22 protein-coding genes are annotated in these 22,406 nt (G+C 61.5%); 3 read left to right on the forward strand and 19 right to left on the reverse strand.

Features of this window, described 5'->3' with window-relative positions:
* Positions 1-51 precede the first annotated feature (51 nt).
* From CRD60_RS03085 to CRD60_RS03140, 12 genes are all read right to left on the reverse strand, one after another.
* On the reverse strand, positions 52-369 hold the full coding sequence (locus CRD60_RS03085; RefSeq protein WP_113859832.1) for a transcriptional regulator: 318 nt from the start codon (positions 367-369) through the stop codon (positions 52-54).
* Positions 359-1,060 carry a hypothetical protein gene (locus tag CRD60_RS03090; protein ID WP_113859833.1) on the reverse strand — a complete coding sequence of 234 codons (702 nt, stop codon included), beginning with the start codon at positions 1,058-1,060 and terminating at the stop codon, positions 359-361. The genes CRD60_RS03085 and CRD60_RS03090 overlap by 11 nt, the downstream gene beginning before the upstream one ends.
* A gap of 173 nt (positions 1,061-1,233) precedes the next feature.
* Positions 1,234-2,277 carry a tRNA (adenosine(37)-N6)-threonylcarbamoyltransferase complex transferase subunit TsaD gene (gene tsaD / locus CRD60_RS03095; protein WP_113859834.1) on the reverse strand — a complete coding sequence of 348 codons (1,044 nt, stop codon included), beginning with the start codon at positions 2,275-2,277 and terminating at the stop codon, positions 1,234-1,236.
* Positions 2,274-2,870, reverse strand: a complete 597-nt coding sequence (rimI, locus tag CRD60_RS03100; RefSeq protein WP_113859835.1) for a ribosomal protein S18-alanine N-acetyltransferase — start codon at positions 2,868-2,870, stop codon at positions 2,274-2,276. The genes tsaD and rimI overlap by 4 nt, the downstream gene beginning before the upstream one ends.
* A complete protein-coding gene (gene tsaB, locus CRD60_RS03105; RefSeq protein ID WP_113859836.1) occupies positions 2,870-3,808 on the reverse strand; it encodes a tRNA (adenosine(37)-N6)-threonylcarbamoyltransferase complex dimerization subunit type 1 TsaB in 939 nt (312 codons plus the stop codon). The genes rimI and tsaB overlap by 1 nt, the downstream gene beginning before the upstream one ends.
* Before the next feature lie 110 nt (positions 3,809-3,918).
* A complete protein-coding gene (gene tsaE / locus CRD60_RS03110) occupies positions 3,919-4,515 on the reverse strand; it encodes a tRNA (adenosine(37)-N6)-threonylcarbamoyltransferase complex ATPase subunit type 1 TsaE (RefSeq protein ID WP_113859971.1) in 597 nt (198 codons plus the stop codon).
* A 74-nt stretch (positions 4,516-4,589) separates the two neighbouring features.
* Positions 4,590-5,576, reverse strand: coding sequence for a DNA polymerase III subunit delta (holA, locus tag CRD60_RS03115; RefSeq protein ID WP_113859837.1), 987 nt, complete (start codon positions 5,574-5,576; stop codon positions 4,590-4,592).
* Between the two features lie 87 nt (positions 5,577-5,663).
* Positions 5,664-7,529, reverse strand: coding sequence for a ComEC/Rec2 family competence protein (locus CRD60_RS03120; RefSeq protein ID WP_127975630.1), 1,866 nt, complete (start codon positions 7,527-7,529; stop codon positions 5,664-5,666).
* A gap of 124 nt (positions 7,530-7,653) precedes the next feature.
* On the reverse strand, positions 7,654-8,361 hold the full coding sequence (locus tag CRD60_RS03125) for a ComEA family DNA-binding protein (protein ID WP_161522174.1): 708 nt from the start codon (positions 8,359-8,361) through the stop codon (positions 7,654-7,656).
* Between the two features lie 381 nt (positions 8,362-8,742).
* A complete protein-coding gene (leuS, locus tag CRD60_RS03130; protein ID WP_113859840.1) occupies positions 8,743-11,721 on the reverse strand; it encodes a leucine--tRNA ligase in 2,979 nt (992 codons plus the stop codon).
* A gap of 101 nt (positions 11,722-11,822) precedes the next feature.
* On the reverse strand, positions 11,823-12,773 hold the full coding sequence (locus tag CRD60_RS03135; protein WP_113859841.1) for a magnesium transporter CorA family protein: 951 nt from the start codon (positions 12,771-12,773) through the stop codon (positions 11,823-11,825).
* 210 nt (positions 12,774-12,983) lie between these two features.
* Positions 12,984-13,808 carry a histidine phosphatase family protein gene (locus CRD60_RS03140; protein ID WP_113859842.1) on the reverse strand — a complete coding sequence of 275 codons (825 nt, stop codon included), beginning with the start codon at positions 13,806-13,808 and terminating at the stop codon, positions 12,984-12,986.
* Between the two features lie 400 nt (positions 13,809-14,208).
* Here CRD60_RS03140 and CRD60_RS03145 point away from each other — a divergent pair, with 400 nt between their 5' ends.
* Positions 14,209-14,838, forward strand: coding sequence for a TetR/AcrR family transcriptional regulator (locus tag CRD60_RS03145; RefSeq protein ID WP_236630798.1), 630 nt, complete (start codon positions 14,209-14,211; stop codon positions 14,836-14,838).
* 102 nt (positions 14,839-14,940) lie between these two features.
* Positions 14,941-15,984, forward strand: a complete 1,044-nt coding sequence (locus tag CRD60_RS03150; protein WP_113859843.1) for a DUF5692 family protein — start codon at positions 14,941-14,943, stop codon at positions 15,982-15,984.
* Positions 15,985-16,207: 223 nt separating this feature from the next.
* Here CRD60_RS03150 and CRD60_RS03155 read toward each other — a convergent pair whose 3' ends face one another.
* From CRD60_RS03155 to CRD60_RS03165, 3 genes are all read right to left on the reverse strand, one after another.
* The gene (locus CRD60_RS03155; RefSeq protein ID WP_113859844.1) at positions 16,208-16,849 is read right to left on the reverse strand and encodes a type II toxin-antitoxin system death-on-curing family toxin; all 642 of its coding nucleotides are present in this window, start codon (positions 16,847-16,849) and stop codon (positions 16,208-16,210) included.
* A 24-nt stretch (positions 16,850-16,873) separates the two neighbouring features.
* A complete protein-coding gene (locus CRD60_RS03160) occupies positions 16,874-17,386 on the reverse strand; it encodes a Panacea domain-containing protein (RefSeq protein WP_113859973.1) in 513 nt (170 codons plus the stop codon).
* A gap of 365 nt (positions 17,387-17,751) precedes the next feature.
* Positions 17,752-17,955: a hypothetical protein gene (locus CRD60_RS03165; protein WP_113859845.1), complete on the reverse strand. Its 204-nt coding sequence runs from the start codon at positions 17,953-17,955 to the stop codon at positions 17,752-17,754.
* A gap of 461 nt (positions 17,956-18,416) precedes the next feature.
* Here CRD60_RS03165 and CRD60_RS03170 point away from each other — a divergent pair, with 461 nt between their 5' ends.
* Positions 18,417-18,806, forward strand: a complete 390-nt coding sequence (locus CRD60_RS03170; RefSeq protein WP_113859846.1) for a hypothetical protein — start codon at positions 18,417-18,419, stop codon at positions 18,804-18,806.
* A 278-nt stretch (positions 18,807-19,084) separates the two neighbouring features.
* Here the strand turns inward: CRD60_RS03170 and CRD60_RS03175 are convergent, their stop codons facing one another.
* From CRD60_RS03175 to CRD60_RS03190, 4 genes are all read right to left on the reverse strand, one after another.
* The gene (locus tag CRD60_RS03175) at positions 19,085-20,128 is read right to left on the reverse strand and encodes a zinc-dependent alcohol dehydrogenase family protein (protein WP_113859847.1); all 1,044 of its coding nucleotides are present in this window, start codon (positions 20,126-20,128) and stop codon (positions 19,085-19,087) included.
* Between the two features lie 114 nt (positions 20,129-20,242).
* Complete coding sequence (locus tag CRD60_RS03180) at positions 20,243-20,893, reverse strand: NAD(P)H-binding protein (RefSeq protein ID WP_113859848.1); 651 nt, start codon at positions 20,891-20,893, stop codon at positions 20,243-20,245.
* A gap of 92 nt (positions 20,894-20,985) precedes the next feature.
* Positions 20,986-21,573: a flavodoxin gene (locus CRD60_RS03185; RefSeq protein WP_113859849.1), complete on the reverse strand. Its 588-nt coding sequence runs from the start codon at positions 21,571-21,573 to the stop codon at positions 20,986-20,988.
* Positions 21,570-22,217: a TetR/AcrR family transcriptional regulator gene (locus CRD60_RS03190; RefSeq protein ID WP_161522175.1), complete on the reverse strand. Its 648-nt coding sequence runs from the start codon at positions 22,215-22,217 to the stop codon at positions 21,570-21,572. Before CRD60_RS03190 ends, CRD60_RS03185 begins: the two co-directional genes overlap by 4 nt.
* Between the last annotated feature and the right edge of the window lie 189 nt (positions 22,218-22,406).

The following is a 22,406-nucleotide window of genomic DNA, read 5'->3' on the forward strand; positions in this document are numbered from 1 at the left end:
CAGTTTCAACATAATAATGAGCTGGCAGCCTTCACGCAAATTGGCGTGTCGCTATGAGCGGAGCGAGTCACTGTCGGCGCCACTCAACAGTCTCGTCAGCTGCTCTAAGTATTCCTGGTAGGCGGCGGCGCCCTTGGCGCTCAGAGTGATGTAGGTGATCGGCTTACGGCCCTCAAAGGTCTTGGACTGCTTGAGGTATCTGGCCCCCTCCAACTTGCTGAGATGAACCGAGAGATTGCCCGGAGTCATATTCAGCAGCTGGCGGAGCCGCTCAAAGGAGATCTCCTCTCCCTGGCCCACCCTGGATAATACCGTCATGATGCGCAAGCGGGACGTGGCATGGATGATCGGATCCAATTCAGACGACATGTTCGTCCCCCCGAACGCCCCGCACACGGTTGGCCCGGTAGGTCAGTAAGGCCAGGGCCAGGAAGCAGCCACCTCCCAGCAGGGCCATGACCAGGTAGCCGACCGTGCCGGCCAGGAACAGCGTGACCACACACAGCAGCAGCATGAAGACGACACACAGGAACATGGGAAGGTCGAATGAGCCCAAAGAGCTTCCGGCCATGTACTGAATGCCGACGATAAGCACCGCGACGCTGTTGTAGAGCATGGATATCTGCCAATCCTGGAGTCCGAAGTGCGTGACCATGACGGTGCACATGCTCATGCCGAAGATGAAGGCCAGGATCCACGACCACCCGAAGGCCGTGCCCCTGATGTTGCTCTCGCCACGGAAGCCACTGCCCGTCCTCACCCCAAGAACGATGCTGAGGACCACGCCCACCATGATGGCCAGGCCGTAGAGAAGAAAGGCCCAGAGGCTGGGGACCGCGTGGTTGAGCAGGGAGGAGACGGCCAGGGTCAGGTAGGCGACCATCCACACCAGCCCCCAGACCAGGCAGATGCGCTGCGAACCGGATGCCAGCATTGACGATACCCTACGGTTCTGCTCATTGACCAGCCCCAAGGCCTGGGCGGGGTTCTCTATGGCCTCGGCCTCGGCCTGGTCGCTCTGAGCCCTATGGGCCGGCAGCTGGGATGTCTTGTCGCTCATGGTCATACCTTTCGGGAAGTGCTCGCCGTCAAGCGCTCACTGTCAGGGATGACCATCCGTAGTCATCCGCTAGCAAGTACTTTATGTTGCAAAGTACTTTGTGCCAAGTACCGACATCAGGACGCCTGTTCAGCTCCCTTCAACCAGCTGCTGCTGTAGCTGAGCTTCCAGCCTCACTGGTAGATCTGCCACATGGGCATGGCGGAGTCGATGGAGAAGTCCATGGCTGAGGGGCGCACGCCGGCCTCGACCAGGTTCACGCCCAGCATGGCGACCATGGCCCCGTTGTCGGTGCACAGCTTGAGTTCGGGAATGCGGACCTCCACCCCCTGCTCCTCCCCCACTTCCAGGAGCTTGGCCCGCAGCTGGGAATTGGCCGAAAAGCCTCCGCCGACAATCAGGGTTCGGGAGTCGTACTCCTGGCAGCCCAGCATGGCCTTTCTGGCCAGGACACTCGCCACCGAATCAGCCAGGGAGGCACAGACATCATCGACCGGGATGTGCCGGCCAGCCGCCTCTTCCTCCTCGATCCAACGGGCCACGGCGGTCTTGACACCGGAGAAGCTGAAGTCGTAGGGGTGTTCACGGCCAGCCTTGCCTTGGGTCAGGCCCTGGGGCACGCGGATGGCCTTGGGGTCGCCGCTCTGGGCATGGCGGTCGATATGAGGGCCACCAGGATAGGGGAAGCCCAGGAGCCGAGCCACCTTGTCGAAGCATTCCCCGGCAGCGTCGTCCAGGGTCGTGCCGACCACGTCGACATGCTTGGCCACGTCCTCAACGTGCAGGAGGGAGGTATGGCCTCCCGAGACAATCAGGGCCAGGGTATCGGGAGGGAAGGGGCCGAACTGTAGCTGGGTCACCGCAATATGGCCTATGACGTGGTTGATGCCGTACAGGGGCTTGCCAGCCGCCCAGGCCAGGGACTTGGCACCAGACACGCCCACAGCCAGGCAGCCGGCCAGACCGGGCCCTGCGGAGACGGCGAGGGCATCGACATCGGACAGGTCAAGATCGGCTTCGGCCAGGGCTTGACTGACCACCGGCACGAAAGCCTCGGCATGGGCCCGGGAAGCGATCTCGGGAATGACACCGCCGTAGCGCGCATGCTCCTGCATGGAGGAGGCCACCACGTTGGACCGCAGCCGCCGGCCTTGGACCACAGCCGCCGCCGTCTCGTCGCAGGTGGACTCGATGCCCAGCACGATCGGTTCGCTCATAGTCCTCTTCCTTCCTTGCCTTCAGGCGCCTGGCCGCTGAAGCCCACCAGCCTGGGGGCCAGGTCCAGGGCCATGGTGTAGGCATCGACGTTTTCAGGCTGATAGTAACGCTTGCGCAGTCCAAGACGCCGGAAGCCGAATCTGTCATAGAGGGCCAGGGCCGGCCCATTGTCGACCCTGACCTCCAGCAGCATGCGTGTGGCCCCCTGCTGGCGGGCCCGCCCGATTAGGGCCTCCAGAAGCCTGGCCCCTATGCCCCTGCCCTGCTGGGCGGCCTCCACACCGATGGTCATGAGTTCGGCATCCTCGCCGTCAAACCAAAAGCCACCGTAAGCGCGTAAGTGCATATCCCCAAGGGCGGCATGGGGATTGACCGGGTCTTCCTGAGCCATCGACGATGAGCCCTCTGCTGCCGGGGAGCCAAGCCGGCCATCGGCAGCGGGAATGTCGAGCAGGTAGGTTCTCGCCGGCGCACTAAGCTCATCCCTGACCATGCCAGGAGTCCATGCCCCCGGTCCGAAGAGTTGGACCTCAAGCCGGGCGATCTGCTCGACGAGGCTATCGAGATCCACCGTGCGCGCGTCGACCAGCATCAGCGCAGCCTGTCAGCCTGACCGTTGCCCAACACCCGCTTGAGGGGGTTGGGCACGGAGACATCGGGCCGACGCAGGTAGAGGGGTTCGACTGGAGCCTGGGCAGGTTGGCCAGGCTTGGCCAGTCGACCATGCTCAGCTCGCTCGGCGCAGTGGGCGAACAAGGCAAGGCCGGGGGCTCCGGCGTCAAGGACCGAGGAGTCGATGACCTGGCCCAGATGCTCACCCACGACCTGCCAGTCCTGGGCGTACTTGGCCGCCCCATGGCCCACCAGGTCCACCAGGCACCGGCACCCATCGGCTGCCGTCAGGGCCTCCAGCTGTTCCAGCAGCTTGCTGGCGATGTTGCTGGGATAATCAATATCCATGGGCAGGAGGGTTCGGACACCGAAGGCTTGACCGGCATCATGGGATGTCTGGTCGTAGGGGGGGCAATCATAGAGGGCATAATAGAGCTGCTTGCGGCGGGCATCGTTGACGGCCAGGGTCACATGATGGATGGGCTCCTGCTGGCCGCCACTGGCCGCCGCTGACCCTAGCAGACCACTCAAGACCTCCTTGCCCGACAGCTGCCCGGCCAGATCCCTATCGGCCTGTGGGAGGGTATCCGCTCCCTTGTCGCTGCCTGCGGCACGCAGCAGGGCGGTCATGGCGGCCTGGGGGGCGAGAATGTCCTGGCCAAGCAGCTCCGCCCCGCAAGCGAAGGCCAGGGCCTTGGCAGCCACGATGCCCGCCCTCAGGCCGGTGAAGGGGGCCGGTCCCACCCCTACGACTATGCGGTCAAGGTCTGATGCCTCCAGTCCGGCCCCCTCCACGGCTGTGGCGATGTTGCGCTGGAGTCGTTCCACATGGGTACGCGAATCGGTTTCCACTATGGGCTCATGGCCCACCAGTCCAACCGTGGAACCATAGGAACTATCAATGACCAGGGTATTCATGGCGCCTCCCGCTTCTATGACCTCTAGCACTCTACAACGCCGGGCCAACGCGGTGAATGGCGATGGGCGGCAACTTCCACCGTCCGCCGGTTCTGCCAGCCCGGCAGTTCCTATAAAGACAGGTCCCGCCAGCGAGCGCCCACAGGATTGAACGTCACCAGGCGGCGACCGTCACCGGTGAGCTCCCGCTCCCCAGCGGATGCGACCCTAGCGGCGGCTGGCGGGCGCTCTATGTGGATTTCCAAACGTTCAGACCCCAAGGCGGAGGCCATCTGCTCACCCCACTCCATCAGCACGACGGTGCCCTCACTGGGGTCTTCCAGTTCCTCGTCCAAGCCCAGGGATTCCAATTCATCGAGCAGGCGCCCAACCTGGTCCTGGCCGGGGGCGAAACCGTTGCCACCCAGCCGGTAGGCATCCACATGGACCAGACGGGCGGGGCTGCCGTCGGCGAAACACCCCTGGAGCTCCCTGGCGATGGTGAAGGTTGGTGAGACGATGGGTCCGCTGATGCCCAGGCCCCGGCCGAATCCCTGGGCAAGGGTGGTCTTGCCGGCACCCAGGGGGCCGGACAGAAGCAGGAGGTCACCGCCTCGCACCTGGCGGGCCAGACGCTCGCCCAGGCTTCGCATGTCCTCTCCGGTGGGCACCTCCACCTGCCGTGGCAGGCCGCCACTGTTGCTTCGCTCAGGCAGTGTCCTCCCCATGACCTGACTCCCCTCGTTCTCGTTACCCTGTATGGCCCTAGCACCGCCCTGGCCTGCCGCGCCCATGAGCCCGGCTAAGCGACCCTGCCCTTGTGGCTGATGAGTTCGACGGCCCGTTCAACCGCATAGACCGGATCTCCGCTGCTGGTCTTGCATTCCTCATCCGCCCAGGCCAGCATCCGCAGGCAGGCGCTCAGCCCTTGGGAGGTCCAGCCCGACAGCTTGCGCGTGGAGTTTTTGATGGCCCAGGGGTTGGCCTTGGCCTCAGCCATGGATATGCTCCCCGACCGGACCGCCGAGGCCTTGGCCAGGGTCCTCAAGCCCACGGCCAGGGCTCCCACCATGGCGATGGGCTGGGTCCCCTGTTCCAGCACGGTCCGCAGAGCCACGACGGCCTGGGCGGTCTTGCCCTCTATGGCCAGGTCGGATACGGCGAAACCGCTGACCTGTGGATTGGCCGTCAGATATTGGTTGACCCGGTCAACACCCATGGGGTCGTCCTCGAAGTCGAAGCAGAGCTGGGCGCACATGGCCGCCAGTTCGCTCGTGCTCTCCCCCAGGACCGATACGAGTTGCTGGGCGGCCAATGGGTCCACCCTGCGCCCTTGAAGCTGGAACTGCCCGATGACGAAATTGAGCTTGGCCTCCGGCTTCTTCAAATCGGCCACGTTCTCTACCTGGGCTCCAGCTGAGGCGGTGAGCTGGGTGATGATCTTCTTGCCCTTGGCGCCACCGGCATGCTGGCATATGACGGCGCTGAAAGCGGAAGGATTCGCCCCTGCCTCCTTGCCATAGGCGACCATGGCCTCCACGAGCTTCTCATCGGCGTTCTGCAAGTCGGAGACCATGACTACGAAGAAGTCGCTGAGCAGGGAGGGACTGACGGCCTCATCAAAGGCGTAGTGGTCACAGTCACCGGCATTGAGCTCGATGACCTCGGCCTCCGGTCTGGTCGCCAAGGCCTCATCCCGCAGCTGCCTGAAGCGTTGGTTGTTGAGAAAGCTGTCCCCTCCCACCACAATCCGCAGCGGGGCCGGAACGCTTGCACTAGTCTTCGCCATACTATTCAATGTCGCCGTATCGCTGGACAAGTGCGGGGCAGGCAGCTTCACAAACTTGGCCAACAGTCTGCCCCGCACGGGCCACAGCTATGGCTCCTTTCCTTCTTCTTGTGTCTGCCGGCCTGGTCCCGGCCTTGACCAGTGGCCAAAGATCCTACGGGTATCGCTCCACCAAAAGCGAAGGCGGGCCATCATGGTCAACCGATGGGGTTGACCCAGCCCAGCGGCTTCGCCTGCTCGCCGCCTGCCCTGCTGCCACAGCAGATGGACGATATGGAAGGAGGCCATGATGGCGATCTCCAGCAACAGCATCAGGAGGGCCCCACCGGCCCCGCCCGCCCAGGGAATAAGGAAGGAGGTCTGGCTGCCTAGGCTCTGGGCGGTTCGCTCCATGACCAGGGTTCCAGCTGAGGAGAGCCAGGCCAGAGCATAGGCCAGGGTCTGGTTCCACGTTGCCAGGAGCAGGGCCGCCAGTCCGGTCAGGGTGGAGAAGTCCACGAAGGGCGCCACCAGCATATTGGCCGGCAGGGAGAGCAGGGGCAATTGTGGCTGCATCAGCACCTGGATGGGTAGGGTGAAGGCCTGGGCGCTCAGCGTCATGGCCATCATCTCCGCCAGAACCTTGGGTAGGTGGGCTGATAGGCCCCTAGCTATAGGTCTGGCCATGGTTCCTATGCCCAATACCGCGGCAACCGATAAAGCGAAGCCGTAGCTCCTGGACATGGCGGGATTGACGAGCAGGACACCCATGCTGGTCCAAGCGAGGCTGCTCACCAGCTGCGACGGCCTCCCCCGCCACATGCCGCAGGCCCCGATCAGCCCCATCACCAGGGCCCGGAGGACTGAATCCGACGGATACACCATCAGGGCCAAGGCGCAGTAGGAGGCCGTGACAGCCAGGGCGACCAGCTGCCGAGGTAGGAGCAGCCGGGCGCACAGACGGCGGATCAAGGAGGCCAGAAGTGCGAAATGCCCGCCGGAAACGGCCATCAGATGCATGATGCCCGCCTGCCGGAAATGGGTGGTCAGCATACTGGCATAGGTCTGGTTGACAGGTTGCCGCTCCCACAGCCCTGCAGACTCTGTCAGCCCCTTGATCGGCTTTCCTGCGTCCTTCGAGCCTTCAGAGTCAGCTGTGGCAGGCTGTCCCAGGTAGTCCTGACCCAGGAGTCCAACGGTCAGGCCAGGGACCAGCACCCGACCCTGGTCCGACAGCCTATCGGTGACCTGGAAGAAGGACCGCCAGGAGGCATGGACCACCCGCTTGATCCATGGCGCCTGTGCGAGCACCTCGATATGTCCATCCTGACCGGTCAGCCAAAGGGGCAACCGGCCTACGGGAGCCAGCCTCAACTGGCCACTGAGTTGAATATGGGAACCTGCCAGCAGTGTGGAGCAGGCCCGCTGGTCTGTCAGCAGGAGCCTGACAGGACTGTGGCTGGTGACCTGCCTACCCTCGCGTGTTATGCTCTCCAAGCTGCCATCAGCCTGGCAGAGCGCCTGCCGCATGGACGAGGCCGTGACCGGACTGGTCAGTCGCAGCCGCGCCTGTATGCTTGCCCCACCCTGGCTGGCATGGACCATGGCCGGATCGCGGGACTGCATCAGGTCCGTCGACAGTGAGGCCAAGGCCCCCAGCAGGATGGTCAGCAGCATCAGCAGCAATGACGGGCGTAGGCCACGAACCAGGCTGCTGCAGAAGGACCAGCACCTACCCGGCAACCCCCGCTCCTCACAACGGCTGAGCACCAGGACCAGGAGGACCAACAGCCCCAGGCAGACCAGTATCAGCCAAGCCTGCGGGGCCGTGAAGGCCGGCTCGCCCGTGGTCCAGGAGCCAAAGCAGCCATGGGCCAGCAGCATACCGGCCCACATGCTGATGCCGATGGGGACCATCCTCCAATCCTTGCTGCCGGCCTCCATGCGAGGGTTGGCCCCAGTCCCTGTATGCATACCCTTCACCTCCTCCATTCAATCCGCAATCCAGAAACCTTCCGGCCCCTCCCCCGCACCACTCGTTGACCAACTGGGTCGGCAAGGTCCACCAGGCGAATACCGACCCGTCGCAGGTCTGGGTCTAGACCCTGGTCTGGGGACGCAGTTTGTCCAAGGTCTTGGCACCTATGCCGTCGACCTCCAGGAGTTGGTCGACGCTGGTGAAGCGTCCTATGCGCTGCCGATATTGGACGATTCTTGAAGCCATGACCGGCCCCACCCCCTTGATGGTGGTCAGTTGGTCGACCGTGGCTGTATTGAGGTCTATCCGGGCATCAGCGCTCTGAGTGGACTGGGAGCCAGAGGGGTCTTCCCCAGCCTGCCGGTCCTCCTGTCCGGCCGGATTCCCCTCTTTCGATGGTTCCCCGGCCCGCTGGCCGCCGGCCTGGCCCACATCGGCTTGTCCTTGCTTGCCGGAGGCTGTCTGCTGGTCCTGTCTGCCGGCCCGCTCTTTCTTCCCCGCTCGGGATGCTGACGCGGCAGTGTGCGAGTCGAGGGCAGCATAGTTGAGGGACTGCTGGACGAGCAGGGTCAAGGAGGCGCACAAGGCGGCCACAAGCACAAGAATGGCGATCAGGGCATGTATAGGCCGCAAGGCCAGCCTAGGTGTGTGGCGCCTGGCATTCAAAAGTGCCTGAGGCCTCCCATCGCCGGGGCGAACCCCGACCATGGACCCCAGATCCAATCCATGACCATGGCTGCCAGCCTTATGGGTCAAGGCATCGTTGCCCCTGTTGAGCCCAGGGAAGCTTTGGTCCTCTGCCTCCTCGAGTTTGCCGGCAGACTTCATACGGGCTGAAAACTCCCCGAAAGGAGAACCCTCCTCCCCGCCCAACACAGGGGAACCAGAGGCAGCCATAGGGGCATGCAACTCGCTGGACTCGCCTGGGACCGGACAGCCACCACCGGCAAGACCTACGGGAGCATCCCTATCCGAGTCATCCCCATGGTCCGTCTCCACCCGTGGCGGCAAGGCGACAGGAGGGGCCGGAGAAGCCCTGATTCGTTGTCCTGAAAGCATAAGGTCCATGGCCCCACTATGGGGGACCATGGACCTGTTCCCCAGCCTTCAGCAGCTATGTGGTCGAAGGCTGGCACTTATCCACAAGCGGGCGTGTCGCCATTCATCCTCCCCCAGCAGCTACAACGGTCCACTGCCCGGGGCCGCCGCCTACTGGGCAGGAACGATGGAGACGATCTTGGGGGCCTTGACGATCACCTTGTGGGGCTTCTTGCCTCCCAGGCGCTCGGCGACGGCCTCCAGGGCCATGGACTCCAGCTCGTCGGCCGCGATGTCGGGGCTGACCTCCAGCTTGGCCCGCACCTTGCCCTTGATCTGGACCACGGCCGTGACCGCATCCTGACCGGTATAGCGTTCGTCCGCCTTGGGCCAGGCCTGCTGGGCCAGGGATTCCTGGTGGCCCAGACGGTTCCAGAGCTCCTCGCTGATGTGCGGGGCAATGGGTGAGAGCATGAGGATCAGGGGCTCCACGGCGGCCCGGGGGACCTTGCCTGCCCCCAGGGAGGTCAGGTGGTTGTTGAGGACGATCAGCTTGGCGATGGCGGTGTTGGGACGCATGGCCTCCATCTCCTCGGTCACCTGGCTGATGGTGTTGTTGAGGAGCTTGAGGGTCTTGAGGTCCGGCTCCCCCTCGCAGATATGGACCTGGCCGCTGTTCTCGTCGACCACGTTGCGCCAGAGCCGCTGCAGGAAGCGCATGCCGCCGATGACATTGCGGTCGTTCCATGGCCTTGACTCGTCCAGGGGCCCCATGTTCATCTCGTAGAGCCGGAAGGTGTCGGCGCCGTAGTCCCGGTACATGTCGTCTGGGGTCACGATGTTCTTCAGGCTCTTGCCCATCTTGCCGAATTCCCGGTGGGCCGGCTGGCCATGCCAGGTGAAGGTCGGCTCGCCGGAGGCATCGGGCTCCCCCTCCTCCACCTCGGCCGCGGGCAGGTACTGGCCCCGGTCGTCCGTGTAGGCGTAGGCCTGGATCATGCCCTGGTTGAAGAGCTTGTGGAAGGGTTCGGCCGAATCGACGAAGCCCAGGTCGTAGAGGACCTTGTGCCAGAAGCGGGAGTACAGCAAGTGCAGAACCGCATGCTCCACGCCTCCCACGTAGAGGTCCACACCACCGGAGGCGCCGGCGGTCTCGTTATGGTTGGGCCCCATCCAGTAGTCGTACTCGTCACGGTCCACCATCTGCCGGCTGTCAGCCGGGTCCAGGTAGCGCATGTAGTACCAGCAGGAACCGGCCCAATTGGGCATGGTGTTGGTGTCGCGGTGGTAGGTCTTGGGGCCATCGCCCAGGTCCAGGGTTACGTTGACCCAGTCCTGGTTGCGGCTCAGCGGCGCCTCCGGGTTGGATTCAGCGTCGTCGGGGTCGTAGGTCTTGGGACTGTAGTCAGGCACCTCGGGCAGGTTGATGGGCAGCTGGTCGTCAGGCACCAGGTGGGCCACGCCCTCATCGTCATAGACAATGGGGAAGGGTTCGCCCCAGTAGCGTTGGCGGGAGAAGAGCCAGTCACGCAGGCGGTAGGACACGGTGCCCTTGCCCACCCCGGCGGACTCCAGCCAGGCGTTCATCTTCCCTATGGCCTCGTCAACCGTCAGCCCGTCCAGCGACAGGGCGTCACCCTTGACCTTGGTGGCGTCGATGGAGGAGTTGACCACGATGCCCTCGTGGGAGACGTAGGGGGCCTTGCCCTGGTAGTCGTCCAGGGTCTGGCCCGATTCAGGCAGGGGCTTGACCGTGTAGATGACCGGCAGGCCGAAGCGCTGGGCGAAGTCGTAATCGCGCTGGTCGCCACCGGGCACAGCCATGATGGCACCGGTGCCATAGCCCATGAGCACGTAATCGGCGGTGAACAGGGGCAGCTTGGCGCCGGTCACGGGGTTGATGGCATAGAGTCCGGTGAAGAGGCCGCTTTTCTCCCCTGCCTCGTCGACCCGGTCCTTGGCGGTCTTGGCCTCGGCAGCCAGACGGTACTGGCGCACGGCTTCCCGGGGGGACCGGTAGCCGCCGGTCCAGGACTCCGGCGTGCCCTGCGGCCAGGATTCAGGGAGCTCGCGCAGCAGGTCATGCTCGGGCGAGACCACGGCGAAGGTGCTACCGAAGAGGGTATCGGGGCGGGTGGTGTAGATCTCCATATCCCGCTCGCCCTCGGCCGTGGGCACGGCGAAGTGGACGGAGGCTCCGTGGGATTCGCCGATCCAGTTGCGCTGCATGAGCTTGACCTTCTCTGGCCAGTCGATGGTGTCCAGGTCCTCGATCAGCCGGTGGCCATAGGCGGTGATCCGCATGGACCACTGTCGCAGCTCCCGCTGGAAGACAGGGAAATTGCCACGTTCGGAACGGCCCTCGGCCGTGACCTCCTCGTTGGCCAGCACCGTACCCAGGCCCGGGCACCAGTTGACCGGGGACTTGGAGATGTAGGCCAGACGATAGTCGTTGAGCAAATCGGCCTGTTCGGCGGCCGACAGGTCATCCCAGCTGCGCCCCTCATGACCGGGCATGGCCTTGCGCCCGGACCTGAAGAGCTCGACCAACTCCGCAATGGGACGGGCCGACCCCACTCCCCCGTCGGCGCGCTGGTAATCGGGGTCGTACCAGGCGTTGTAGATGCGCGAGAAGATCCATTGGGTCCAGCGCACATAGCCGGGGTCGATGGTGGCGAAGGAGCGTCGGTCGTCGAAGCTCAGGCCCATACGGTGGAGCTGGTGTCGCATGTTGGCGATGTTGGCCTCGGTGGTCACACGGGGGTGCTGCCCAGTCTGGACGGCGTACTGCTCGGCGGGAAGACCAAAGGCGTCGTAGCCCATGGCGTGCAGCACGTTCTCGCCCTTCATCCGGTGATAGCGGCTGACCACATCGGTCGCCAGGTACCCCAGGGGGTGGCCCACATGCAGGCCCTTGCCCGATGGGTAGGGGAACATGTCCATGGCGAAGAAGGGCTTGCGGCCCTCGGCGTTCCTGCCCTTCCCGTCGGTCAGGTCGCCGGACACGTTGGCCGCCCAGAAGGTGCCCTGCTCATCCCAGGTTTTCTGCCACTTCTCCTCTATGCCCTGCGCCATCTGCGCGTTGTATCGGAATGCCGGCTCCTCGGGGTTCTGGCCCTCAGCCGCTGTGCTTTGCTGGTTCTCGCTCATAGTATTGGATTATCGCCGTGCAACTGGACACCAGCCAGCCGGGCATTACTATGTGAAACGGCCATAGGACCGGCGCTTGGGCGCGTTGGCCTGCCAGTCCCCTATTTGAAGAGGCGCGATCGGGTCAGGAACCAAGTGACGACACCGGCCAGGACCATGGACGAGACGACCACGATGACAAAGCCCCAGGGGCTGTCGGAGAAGGGCATGCCCAACATGCCGTCTTGGAAGTTCATGCCGTACATGGAGAAGATCAGGGTGGGCACCGCCAGGGTGATGGAGATGATGGTGAAGATCCGCATCACGTTGTTGAGGTTGTTGGACACGATCGAGGCGAAGGCGTCGGTCATGTTGGCCAGGACCTGGCTGTAGATGTTGGCCATCTCGATGGCCTGCTTGTTCTCGGTGATCACGTCCTCAAGGAGGTCGGCGTCCTCCTCGTACTGCTTGATGCGGCTCAGGGTGTTCAACTTCTCCATGACGATCTCGTTGGACTTGAGGCTGGTGGTGAAGTAGACCAAGGTCTTGCTCAATTCCAGCAGCATGAGGATTTCCCTGTTCTGCATGGAGTGGCGCAGCTTGAGTTCCAGCTTGTCGGATTCCCTGTCGATGATGCGTAGGTAACGCAGGTAGGTGGTGGCGTTGCGGTAGAGCATCTGCAGGATGAAGCGGGACCTCATGAAGGTGTTGAAACCACGGATCTTGCCCTCCATGAAGGGATGGAGAATCGGGGTGTCCTGCATGCAGACGGTGATGATCATGTTCTCGGTGACGATGATCGAGAAGGGGATGGTCTCGTACCAGTCCCTGCCGCTGCGCTCCTCCACGGTGGGGATGTCCACGATGATCATCGTGTAGTCATCCTCAACATCGACGCGGGAGCGCTCCTCATCGTCCAGGGGGGCGCGCAGGTCGGCCAGATCCACTCCGGTCTCCTGGGAGACGGTGGCCAATTCCACATCGGTGGGCTGACACAAACACAACCAGCAGTCCTCCTGTGGTTGCTCGATGGACTCCACCTGGCCTTCGACCGTCTTGAACATCTTCAGCATTCGCGTCTCACCCGCCTTTCACGTGCCCTTCCCCGCAAGGCCCATCCTCACTCGGGAATGCGTCGGCCGGCAGTGGCTGGCATCTCACCGGAAGTCATATGTTTCCGGCCCATCAGCCCGGACTAACGTCCAACCGCACAACCTCACCTAGGATAGTCCATCAGCGACCCTTGAACGACACACCCGCCGGCCCTTGGGCCGGCCATCTGCCTAGAGTTCAATCCACTCCGGCATGTCTGGACCGTGCAGGTCGGCCGGACCATTTTCCCAGTCCACCAAGGAGGCCACCGCTGGGCCTTGGTTGAAGGCTTCCAGCTGCCATTCCAGGCCGCCGTTGAGACGATGGATGGGCTTCATGACCGACCAGAAGGCGTTGCGCATGCGCCCCATATCCATCCGGCTGTCAGGATCCATGCCCAGCAAGGTCGCGATGGTGGCCACAATCCACGATCCATGCCCCACCAGCAGGAGGGTCTCCGACTCCTGGGACTGCGAGCTTTGGTCGAGCATATCCAACACCGCCTCGGCCCCGCGCCGGCCGGTCGCCCCCTTGGATTCGACACCATAGGTCGGCTCTTCGCCCAGGTCCGCCTTCCATGCCGCATAGGCCTGGGCATCCATGGCCTCGATTTCCTGACGGGTCAGGCCCTCCCACTGGCCGAAGGCGCGTTCACGCAGCCGAGTGTCCAAGTGAACGGGCAGGCCCACAAGGTCGGCGAAGGCGTGGGCGGTCTGCTGGGCCCGGAAGAGATCCGAGGACACGATGGTCATCTTGCGCTGGGCCGCAGGGGCATTGAGGAATTCGTTGATGTCCGAATCCTTGTTGGCCTCCGCCCCGGGGTGGGCCAGCAGTTCGGGGTTGCGGGCCACCGCCGAGACCTTGGCCCAATAGTGGTTCTGGGCCAGCTGATAGGCGCTCTGGTCCACCTGCCACAGCCCGACGATGTCGAGGGGGATGTCGATCTGCCCCTGCATGCGACGCTGTAGATTAAATGAGGTACGTCCGTGCCTCAGGAAGATTACCTGGTCAATCATGCCCGCCTCCTATTTCCTTTCCGGCCCGGCCCCATGCTGCCAGGTCCCCTCGCCGCCCGGTCCGACCGGTTTGGCCACTGTCGTCAATCCTATCGATTTGCCTGCCGTAGTGGTGGACACCATGGGGCAGTGGCGTTGCGGGAGAAGAAAAAGACTGCCGACTGCCGTGGCCACATCCAAGCGGGCAACAGCTGACAATGGGGAAATGCTAGTCCCCTTAGCACACTACTTCCCTGCCCTCGAATTTCGCGCAGACAGAACGTTTACAGGGCTGTATTGACAGAATGTCAAACCCCTAACTATACTGGTTGCAAGGTTGTTGACATAATGTCAATGTGTCTTGGGAACCACGAACTCGTGGGACCCTCGTCACACTGATAAGGCACAGAAGAAGCGAGAGATGCAGACAGTTCCAGATAAGGGCAACCAGGGACAGCCCACCCCGGGCAACAAGACCTCCTCCATGGGCAAGCGCGAGCAAATAGTGCAGGCAGCCCACGAAATCTGCCTGGCGAAGGGCTTCACCCACATCACCGTAAGCGACATCGCCAACCGTGTGGGTATGACCAGGTCCCTCTTCTACCATTACTTCCGAGATAAGGATGACGTGGCCGAAGCAGTTCTCGACAACGCCATAAACTCCATCATCGCCCGCCTTGACGCTTGGAACGAGACCCGCGAACCCGGCAACGTGGACAAGGCCCTGGATGACATCGTCCGCTTGATGAGGAACATCATCAACGATGAGGGACCCTTCAGCCAGAGAATGGTCCAATCCGGCAACGGCGGCCTGTACATACGGTTCGTGGACCAGGTCACCGAGCGCGTGGCCGATTACATCGAGAAGACAACGGTCAAGGATTTTCTGCGCGTACACGGCGAAATACCGATTCGCTACCCGCGCGAGACCATCATGCTGCTCATCTCCGGGTCCATCGCCATGCTCAGGGAACACCAGGAGATCAGCGACAAGATCATCAAGCAGATCTTCGCCCAATCACTGCACCTGGAACCGTACCTGCAGGATTAGGCCCATGAATTTGTGACCCCGCCCCATAGGGCATCAGCTTGCTCCACGGACCCGGCCACACAGGAAAAAACAACATACACGAGATAGAAGGAAGTAAGCACCGTGTTATTCCAAGTCTACGGCTCCAACGCCGTCTACCAATGGCTGGGCTGGGTACTGGTATTCTGTGCGCTGATAGCGGCCAACGAGATTGCCCGCCGTACCAAGACCGGAGGCATTATTTGCTTCATGGCCATTCCGGCCGCGTTGACTGTCTATTTCATCAGCATCTATGTGGGCGTTGCCATGGGAGCCGAATGGGCCCTGAACAACCCGACTTACACGGAGATGAACGGCTGGTTCCACTACGCCAAACTCTATGCGGCCACCGCAGGTTGCATCGGCTTCATGATCCTCAAGTACGGCTGGGGAAAACTCGGCAAGGTCAACTGGTTCAAGTGCTTCCCCTTCATCATCGTCGCCATAAACATCCTCATCGCCATGGCCTCCGACTTCGAGTCCGCCATCCGCGGCTGGGGCGGCACCTTCGTCTCCAGCGAGGGCGTGACCCTCATGGGTGGCTGGTTCAACGTGTTCAACGGCATCGCCGGCCTGATCAACATCTTCTGCATGACCGGCTGGTTCGGCATCTACGCCTCCAAGAACAAGCAGGATATGCTCTGGCCGGACATGACCTGGGTCTTCATCGTCGCCTATGACATCTGGAACTTCACCTACACCTACAACTGCCTGCCCACCCACTCCTGGTACTGCGGCCTGGCTCTGCTTCTGGCCCCCACCTTCGCCAACTTCCTGTGGAACAAGGGTGGCTGGATCCAGAACCGCGCCAACACCCTGGCCATCTGGTGCATGTTCGCCCAGGTCTTCCCCCTCTTCCTGGATACCAACCACTCCAAGTTCGCCGTCCAGTCGGTCAACAACCCCAAGGTCAACCTGGTACTCTCGATCATCTCCCTGGTCGTCAACATCATGGCCCTGGCATACATCCTGTGGCGCGCCAAGCAGCAGGGCGTCAACCCCTGGACAAAGGAGATCTTCGGCGGAACCCGTGACTTCGAGCAGGCCATGGCCCGCGCGGAGAACCCCACCCTGGCCGCCGCCGCCAAGGCCAAGCTTCAGGTCATGAAGGCCGGCTCCACCAAGTGAGTCTGTTTGCAATCACCATGCAGCTGACGGCCCCCACTCAGCATCAAGCAGTGAGATAGCGCCAGTTGGCAAGCCCTGGAGGGTCCGAGATTCATCTCGGACCCTCCTTTGGTATGCCTGAAAAACTCGCGGGCTTTCCATGCGCCCTGGCCATCCCCTAGCCAGGAGACCCAACCCTACGATGACTTGATTGAGGGATCTCGCAAGTGAAGACCTTGCTCCCCTACGCCTGGTCCGGTCGGCGGCTGACCACCCGGCCCGCTTGCCGCAGCCTGGCGGCCAGTCCCTCCGCATCCAGACTTTTGGAGACCAGGTCCTCCACCCAACCGTACAGAGCGTTGTGACCGGGGTCAGGGGAATCGTCAATATCGAGCTCCACCCCACGCATGGCGATCAGGGCCAAAGCAATACGGATGGCGGTGCGCTTGTTGCCGTCGCCGAAGGGATGGTCACGGACCAGATAGGCCGCGAAGGCGGCCGCCTGCTCGAATATGTCAGCGAACCGGTCGGCGGGACTGCGCCCAAAGGAGGACAGGAAGGTGGAGGCCACCACCGATTGAACCCTGTCGGCCTCATCCCCCTTCTCGATGGCATAGCCACCAGTGGCGGTCATCTCGGCCATATGGGTATCCAAGACCGACTGGACGAAGGCCAGAAAATCCTGCTCCCTGTCCAATTCCAGGGCAGGCGCCAGGTCGGACCAGTCGGCTGAAGCAGAGACAATCTGAGAACTCACAGGGTCATGGCTTGCTATGGTTTCCAAGAGCTGGTCCCGATCTCCCAGCTGGCCTGGAATCCAAGCCTGCAGGACATTTCGGTAAGGGTTGAGCTTTGGCTTCCTGCCAGGCTGACTTGCTGATCCCATGGCTGACCGACCTCCTTGTCTCGCTCAAGCATTTTTCAAGATCCTAAAGGTGTTTGGCCAGCGGTAATTGACATGACCGATGGCCGAGGCCAGGCTGCCGGCATGAACAGGAAGATCCAGACCATCACGGGAGCGGATAATGTCATCTCCCGCAATCACGCTTCCATCTCCCCCCTGGTAGGCCTCCAACCAAGCCGACCCCTGCCTGCAGGCGAAGCACACCATGTCGTAGGCGGTCATGAACCCATACTTGGCCATCACCCCATCAAGGAGAGGCAGCAGGGAGGCGTCATCAGGAATGCAGCCGCGCGGCCGTGTCACCCGCCGTCTGCCGTAGCCCTTGAAGGCCTGTACCACCGCTGGTTCGACGGGTCCCACCTCCCATGCCTCGATGGCATCGGTGAACAGTGGGGTGTGATTGTTGCGCAGGGATTCAACCTGGGCGAAATAGACCAAGCTGTTGAGCATGAGGTTGGTCATGATGGTCGTGGAACCGTAGCGATCAATAAGCAGATTTGCCACATCGAGGGAATTCATGCTGTCCTCCCTCTCCAGCGGTCCTTGGTGCACGTCGAATAGCGTGCGCATTATCGCAGTCCATCTCAACCCCGCGGACAATCATACGTTGACCCTAATGACTTTGCACGCCCAGCCTTAGCGCAGCGAAGGGCCCGGTTCATAGGAAACCACAGGTAGAAATGATGGAAGCAGATGTCTGGGACTTCGCAATCTCGCTGTTCCACGTACCCAACGGCAGCGGGCAGGACCATTGGCGCCTGCGCCTTACGCCCGTTGCCACCGCCCGCCACAAGCAACAAAGGCCACAGACAAAGAGCCGGCGACCACCCACATGTATGCGGGGCAGTCGCCAGCTCTTATCATCGCTTCAAGCAACCGACCGGTCAGATGCCGAAAAACTCGGTGGCGATCTTCTCCACGGTGTCTCCAGCAAGCTGAGCTGCGTCGTTCTTTGTCTGCATGATGCGGCCAAGGAGCTTGTCAGCCTCTTCAAAATTCAAGGACTTGCCAGCCTCCTTGGAGATGGCGACGATATCGTCAACGCCGTCAGCATCGGTCAGCTTATCGATCAGTGTCTGCTTATCCATGTTCAATACCTCTTTGTGTAGTGGTTGACTACACCAGTATAGGTCCATCCCCCTATGGTCGGGCACACCATCGCCGCGGAGCCCTCTCGCGCGCCACTCCCCGCGCCACACTTGCCGCAGTGACCAGGGTAGGGCTCTCTTGATAGAGTGAATCCATCACACACGCCTCCATGAATTGTCGAATCGTGACAGAGAATTGAGTGGACATGTCATCGAATGCCAATGGATCATCACACGACGAGCCATTCACCGCAACAGCAGAACCATCCAACGGGCACAATCCAAGACCGACTCCACAGCCAGCTCCGTTGAACAACGGTCAGAATCCTGACGGCAATCCGAAACCTGCCACTCACGCCCACAGCTGGAAAGCGCTTCTAGCTTCCATATGCGCCATCGCCATCTTTCTGTCCTTGGGGCTTGGCTTCTGGCACTCGCATACGAGAAGGAACTACCAGCACTTGGAGGACTCGTACGCCAAGCTTGAACGGAAACTCGACCGCAAGGACGATGCGCTGAAATCCGCGAAACACAAGATAGATGAACTTGAGGACCAGCTTGACGACACCACCGATGCGCTCAAGACAGCCCAGGACCAGCTGCGGACTTCTGGCTTCACCCCGGCAACACCCGATGACCGCACCTTGCCTGATGATGAAAACCACCACCATCACCAGCAGCAGCACCAAGACGACCACAGTCAGCACAAAGACAGTCCAGACACTCAGGCCGACGCTGTGGGCCGCGGCGACTACTGCGACACACCTGGGGAACAGAAGCCTGCCCGCAGGGGCGGACTGCTGACCTGCAAGACCCCGCGCAATGGCGGACACCTGCGCTGGCTCTACTGACCAACACAAAGCCCCGAGACCATCCACCAAGCTGATCTGAATACCGTCGATACCCATGCCGCCGGCATCCTTCACCGCCGTTCCCCAAACCGCTGCCGCTACTTCCAGTTAGCCATCCAGCAACCAAGATCAGCAGACTCCTCGGATGGAACCCCGGCAACAGATAAGGTTCCTCCGACTGGTCCAGCCCTCGGGCCCAAGCAACCATTTACCTATGCTGATGGCCGACAATCCGGCCGGGATTGGGCGCTCGCCCATGCCCGGCCGGATTGCAGAAGTCAGTCCTGGCTAATCACCAGCAATGACTTGATGGCTGTGCGTTGATCCATGGCCTCGTAGGCCTCCTGCACATGGTCCAAATCGAACCGCTTGGTGAATACCTTGCCGGGGTCAATCACATGCTGAAGCACAGCGTCCAGGAGCAGATCCTTGTCATAGGTCGTCACCGATGCGGCACCACCACGCAGGCCGATGTTCCGCCAGAAAAGCTCGGTCGTGTTGGTCTGAGGGTTCTGGGGTACACCCACACGCCCCACCAGCGAACCAGGCCGGCCCAGCTGGAGTGCGGTCTGCACCGCCTGATCGGTTCCCACGCATTCCAGTACCGCGTCGGCAGCGTCGCCATGCGTCAGATCCATAACAGCTTTCACAGCGTCATCACCACGTTCCGCCACTATATCGGTCGCGCCGAATTCACGGGCCAAACGCTGCCTGTCTTCATGCCTGCTCATGGCTATAATCCGCTCGGCGCCACGAAGCTTGGCCGCTATGATGCCGCAGAGGCCGACTGCTCCATCACCCATGACCACGGCGGTGTCGCCCTGCGCCACTTCGGCACTGGCGGCCGCATGGTAACCGGTGGCCATCACATCGGAGAGAGCCAGCAGTGAATTGAGCGTATCGTCGGAGTAATCGGCCGGACTGCCAGGGATTGGGACCAAACCCCAGTCGGCATTGGTGTATCGCAGGTATTGCCCCTGATATCCGCCATTGCCTCCCGGCTCCTGGTTGGAACAGTTGCCATCGAATCCTGCCCGGCAGGCGGCGCAATGGCCGCAGCCATGGGTGAAGGGAACCACCACGAAGTCGCCGGGCTTGATGGCTGTGACATCATCACCCACCTCCTCCACGACCCCTATGGCCTCATGCCCCACGAAAGTGTTGGCCTTGCGCTGCGATATACCCCGGAACCACCAGAGATCCGATCCACATACACAGGCGCGAATAATACGGACGATCGCATCCGTCGGCTTCTCGATGGTGGGCATGGGAGCCTCGGCCACCACAACGGTGCCTGGCTTTACGAACATTGCTGCTTTCATGCGTTTACTTCCTTACTTTGAATACTGAAATGTGACCTGTTTGCCTTGCGAACCGGCAGGGCTCTTTCCGCCCCGCAGTTCGCCTAACAGGCCTGTTCACATTGAATGTGTGGGTCAGTAGACGGGCCTGGGCTCGCCCTGGGTGTCCGGGTCAGCCATGCCAATGCTGTCCCGCGAGTAGAGGCTTGGATCCTTGATCAGGCGCAGAACCAGGTCGGCCACACTGGCTCTGGACCCGGAGACGCCAAGATACTGCTCGTGCCTTGTGGTGACCGTGTACTTGATCTCATTGCGATCGTTGAGCCAGGGCAGTCGCAAGGTCGTGTAATCCAGACCGGATTCCTCCAGAAGCCGGTCGGAATCTATTGCAGCCTGTAGGCCCCACTTGACCTGTTCATGGTTCCAGACACCGAATTCCCCAGGAACCTCGCCATAAAGACCCAGAATGTTGGTGAAGAGCACACGGTCCACATGATTGCTTTTCATGGCTGATATGACATTCCTGGTCATGGCATTGTCTCTGTCATGATCAACCACAGCGACAAAAACCATATGCTGGCCAGACATTGCCTCTTCCACCGACTTGGGATCCTCCAGATCCGTCTCCACGACGCGAACCCGTGGGTTGTCAGCCAAATCAGCCAATCGTGGGCTATTGCGCAGGCCGAGGGTCAGTTCGACATCTGTGAAGGCCTCCTCGTGGAGGATCCTATCCTCGACAATCCTTGCAATCTGACCATTTGCCGCCAAAATCAAGAGTTTCATCCTTGTTTCCTTTCCTGGTTTGGGTAATGCATTCATGCCGGCACTTACCGACTGGACCGTCGGCTGTCGGCTTTTTACTCGGGAGATTTATCTCAATGGGTATCGCTGGCTGGCAAGCTGAGTAGCCACCGACGAAACTCATCACGCCCGACCTCGGCAAGCCTGTCCTCAACCGAGAAATTGTCCAGCAGCACTGAGGTTGGCGGCAACAGCGACTTGAGCATCTTCTGGGTATCTCCGGACCCATAACCTGCATGGGTGGAGAATGAGGCCACGGCTTTGCCTGCCAAACGACCTCCATACTCCTTCATAAAGGAACGCATCGGATTTGCGGGGGTCATATTCCATATGGGATGCCCCAGAAGAATCAGCTGATAGGAAGCAATGTCGGGCATATCATCTGCCTCCAGCTGAGGCCAGGCCCGCCCAGCTTGCTCGGCGACGGCCCGATCGACCGTCATATCGTAGTCGGCTGGGTAGGGTTGACTCACGACCAGCTCGTAGATGTCGCTGGACAGGACCTCGCTGGCAAACAGCGCCTGTTCCTCGGTGTTACCGCTCCGGGAGAAATAAACAACTAGCGTTTTCGACCCGGTGCCCAGGGAACGAACGGGACCCGCGAGCGCGTTGGTGTCCTGACCATCGGAGCGTGCTCCCCTACCCATGCTTCTGGCTGTCATTGCTTCACCTTGGTTTTCTCGGATGAAGTTCTTGCGACTGTTGAGAAACCCCCTGAGCCAGTCAGATACGGTCTCATGACTTCAGGCAGCTGATTGCGGCTGAACCCGCGAACCGCTTCCAGGGGGTTGACCATGGACTCCGCTATGGTCCAGGTCAGCACGATGCCGTACATCTGCGTCATGATGAAGGAGGACATACCCTCAACCGACAGGCCGGATCCCAGGGTACCGGCCTTCACCATCAGGTCCAGCAGGCGGCTAAGGTCTCGCCGGTCCTGGTCCCACTTCCCGTGACTGCCTGAGGCTGTGGCGATGTACCTGACCCATTGCCTAGCCAGGCCGATCCTGGCATCCACAATCACACCCATATAGGCCAGCAGATATTCCTCGACAGCCTGGACCGGAGGGCGGGTGGCATAGTCCTCGACCTTGCCGGTGACGTCGGCGAAGTGGGCCTGGCTTAGGGCCTGGATCAGCGCCTCCTTGCTCTCAAAGTAGTTGTAGAAGGTTCCCTTGGCTATGCCGCAGGCTGCAACCAGCTCATCCACGGACACATCCTCATACCCATGCTCGCCGATCATCCGGTCAGCGACCGTCAGAATCTTTGATCTGGTCATTCTGGCCTTGTCCTCACGCCTACCCATCCGAATCACCTCCAGGTCCAGCATAACCTCGCGGAGCCAAGAAAAATGACCGTCAGTCATATTTATGTTCCCAGCAGAATCCCGCCCACTCATCTGCACCCGCCTACCCAAATGTGGCAACATCGTCGCTAAGGGGATGTGCACCGAGTAATTGGTCACATTAAGGCTTGGTAAATAACAAATTACGCA

It is taken from the genome of Bifidobacterium aemilianum, from assembly GCF_003315635.1.
GTDB lineage: Bacteria > Actinomycetota > Actinomycetes > Actinomycetales > Bifidobacteriaceae > Bifidobacterium > Bifidobacterium aemilianum.

What these genes read in the sequence shown, in the direction of transcription:
- tsaD (WP_113859834.1), bottom strand. Translation starts at nt 2,277, where the DNA reads ATGAGCGAACCGATCGTGCTGGGCATCGAGTCCACCTGCGACGAGACG.
- rimI (WP_113859835.1), bottom strand. Translation starts at nt 2,870, where the DNA reads ATGCTGGTCGACGCGCGCACGGTGGATCTCGATAGCCTCGTCGAGCAG.
- CRD60_RS03090 (WP_113859833.1), bottom strand. Translation starts at nt 1,060, where the DNA reads ATGAGCGACAAGACATCCCAGCTGCCGGCCCATAGGGCTCAGAGCGAC.
- CRD60_RS03180 (WP_113859848.1), bottom strand. Translation starts at nt 20,893, where the DNA reads ATGAAACTCTTGATTTTGGCGGCAAATGGTCAGATTGCAAGGATTGTC.
- CRD60_RS03160 (WP_113859973.1), bottom strand. Translation starts at nt 17,386, where the DNA reads ATGAATTCCCTCGATGTGGCAAATCTGCTTATTGATCGCTACGGTTCC.
- leuS (WP_113859840.1), bottom strand. Translation starts at nt 11,721, where the DNA reads ATGAGCGAGAACCAGCAAAGCACAGCGGCTGAGGGCCAGAACCCCGAG.
- CRD60_RS03190 (WP_161522175.1), bottom strand. Translation starts at nt 22,217, where the DNA reads ATGGGTAGGCGTGAGGACAAGGCCAGAATGACCAGATCAAAGATTCTG.
- CRD60_RS03140 (WP_113859842.1), bottom strand. Translation starts at nt 13,808, where the DNA reads ATGATTGACCAGGTAATCTTCCTGAGGCACGGACGTACCTCATTTAAT.
- CRD60_RS03175 (WP_113859847.1), bottom strand. Translation starts at nt 20,128, where the DNA reads ATGAAAGCAGCAATGTTCGTAAAGCCAGGCACCGTTGTGGTGGCCGAG.
- CRD60_RS03085 (WP_113859832.1), bottom strand. Translation starts at nt 369, where the DNA reads ATGTCGTCTGAATTGGATCCGATCATCCATGCCACGTCCCGCTTGCGC.
- CRD60_RS03165 (WP_113859845.1), bottom strand. Translation starts at nt 17,955, where the DNA reads ATGGATAAGCAGACACTGATCGATAAGCTGACCGATGCTGACGGCGTT.
- CRD60_RS03135 (WP_113859841.1), bottom strand. Translation starts at nt 12,773, where the DNA reads ATGCTGAAGATGTTCAAGACGGTCGAAGGCCAGGTGGAGTCCATCGAG.
- CRD60_RS03125 (WP_161522174.1), bottom strand. Translation starts at nt 8,361, where the DNA reads ATGAAGTCTGCCGGCAAACTCGAGGAGGCAGAGGACCAAAGCTTCCCT.
- CRD60_RS03155 (WP_113859844.1), bottom strand. Translation starts at nt 16,849, where the DNA reads ATGGGATCAGCAAGTCAGCCTGGCAGGAAGCCAAAGCTCAACCCTTAC.
- CRD60_RS03145 (WP_236630798.1), top strand. Translation starts at nt 14,209, where the DNA reads ATGCAGACAGTTCCAGATAAGGGCAACCAGGGACAGCCCACCCCGGGC.
- tsaB (WP_113859836.1), bottom strand. Translation starts at nt 3,808, where the DNA reads ATGAATACCCTGGTCATTGATAGTTCCTATGGTTCCACGGTTGGACTG.
- holA (WP_113859837.1), bottom strand. Translation starts at nt 5,576, where the DNA reads ATGGCGAAGACTAGTGCAAGCGTTCCGGCCCCGCTGCGGATTGTGGTG.
- CRD60_RS03120 (WP_127975630.1), bottom strand. Translation starts at nt 7,529, where the DNA reads ATGCATACAGGGACTGGGGCCAACCCTCGCATGGAGGCCGGCAGCAAG.
- CRD60_RS03185 (WP_113859849.1), bottom strand. Translation starts at nt 21,573, where the DNA reads ATGACAGCCAGAAGCATGGGTAGGGGAGCACGCTCCGATGGTCAGGAC.
- tsaE (WP_113859971.1), bottom strand. Translation starts at nt 4,515, where the DNA reads ATGGGGAGGACACTGCCTGAGCGAAGCAACAGTGGCGGCCTGCCACGG.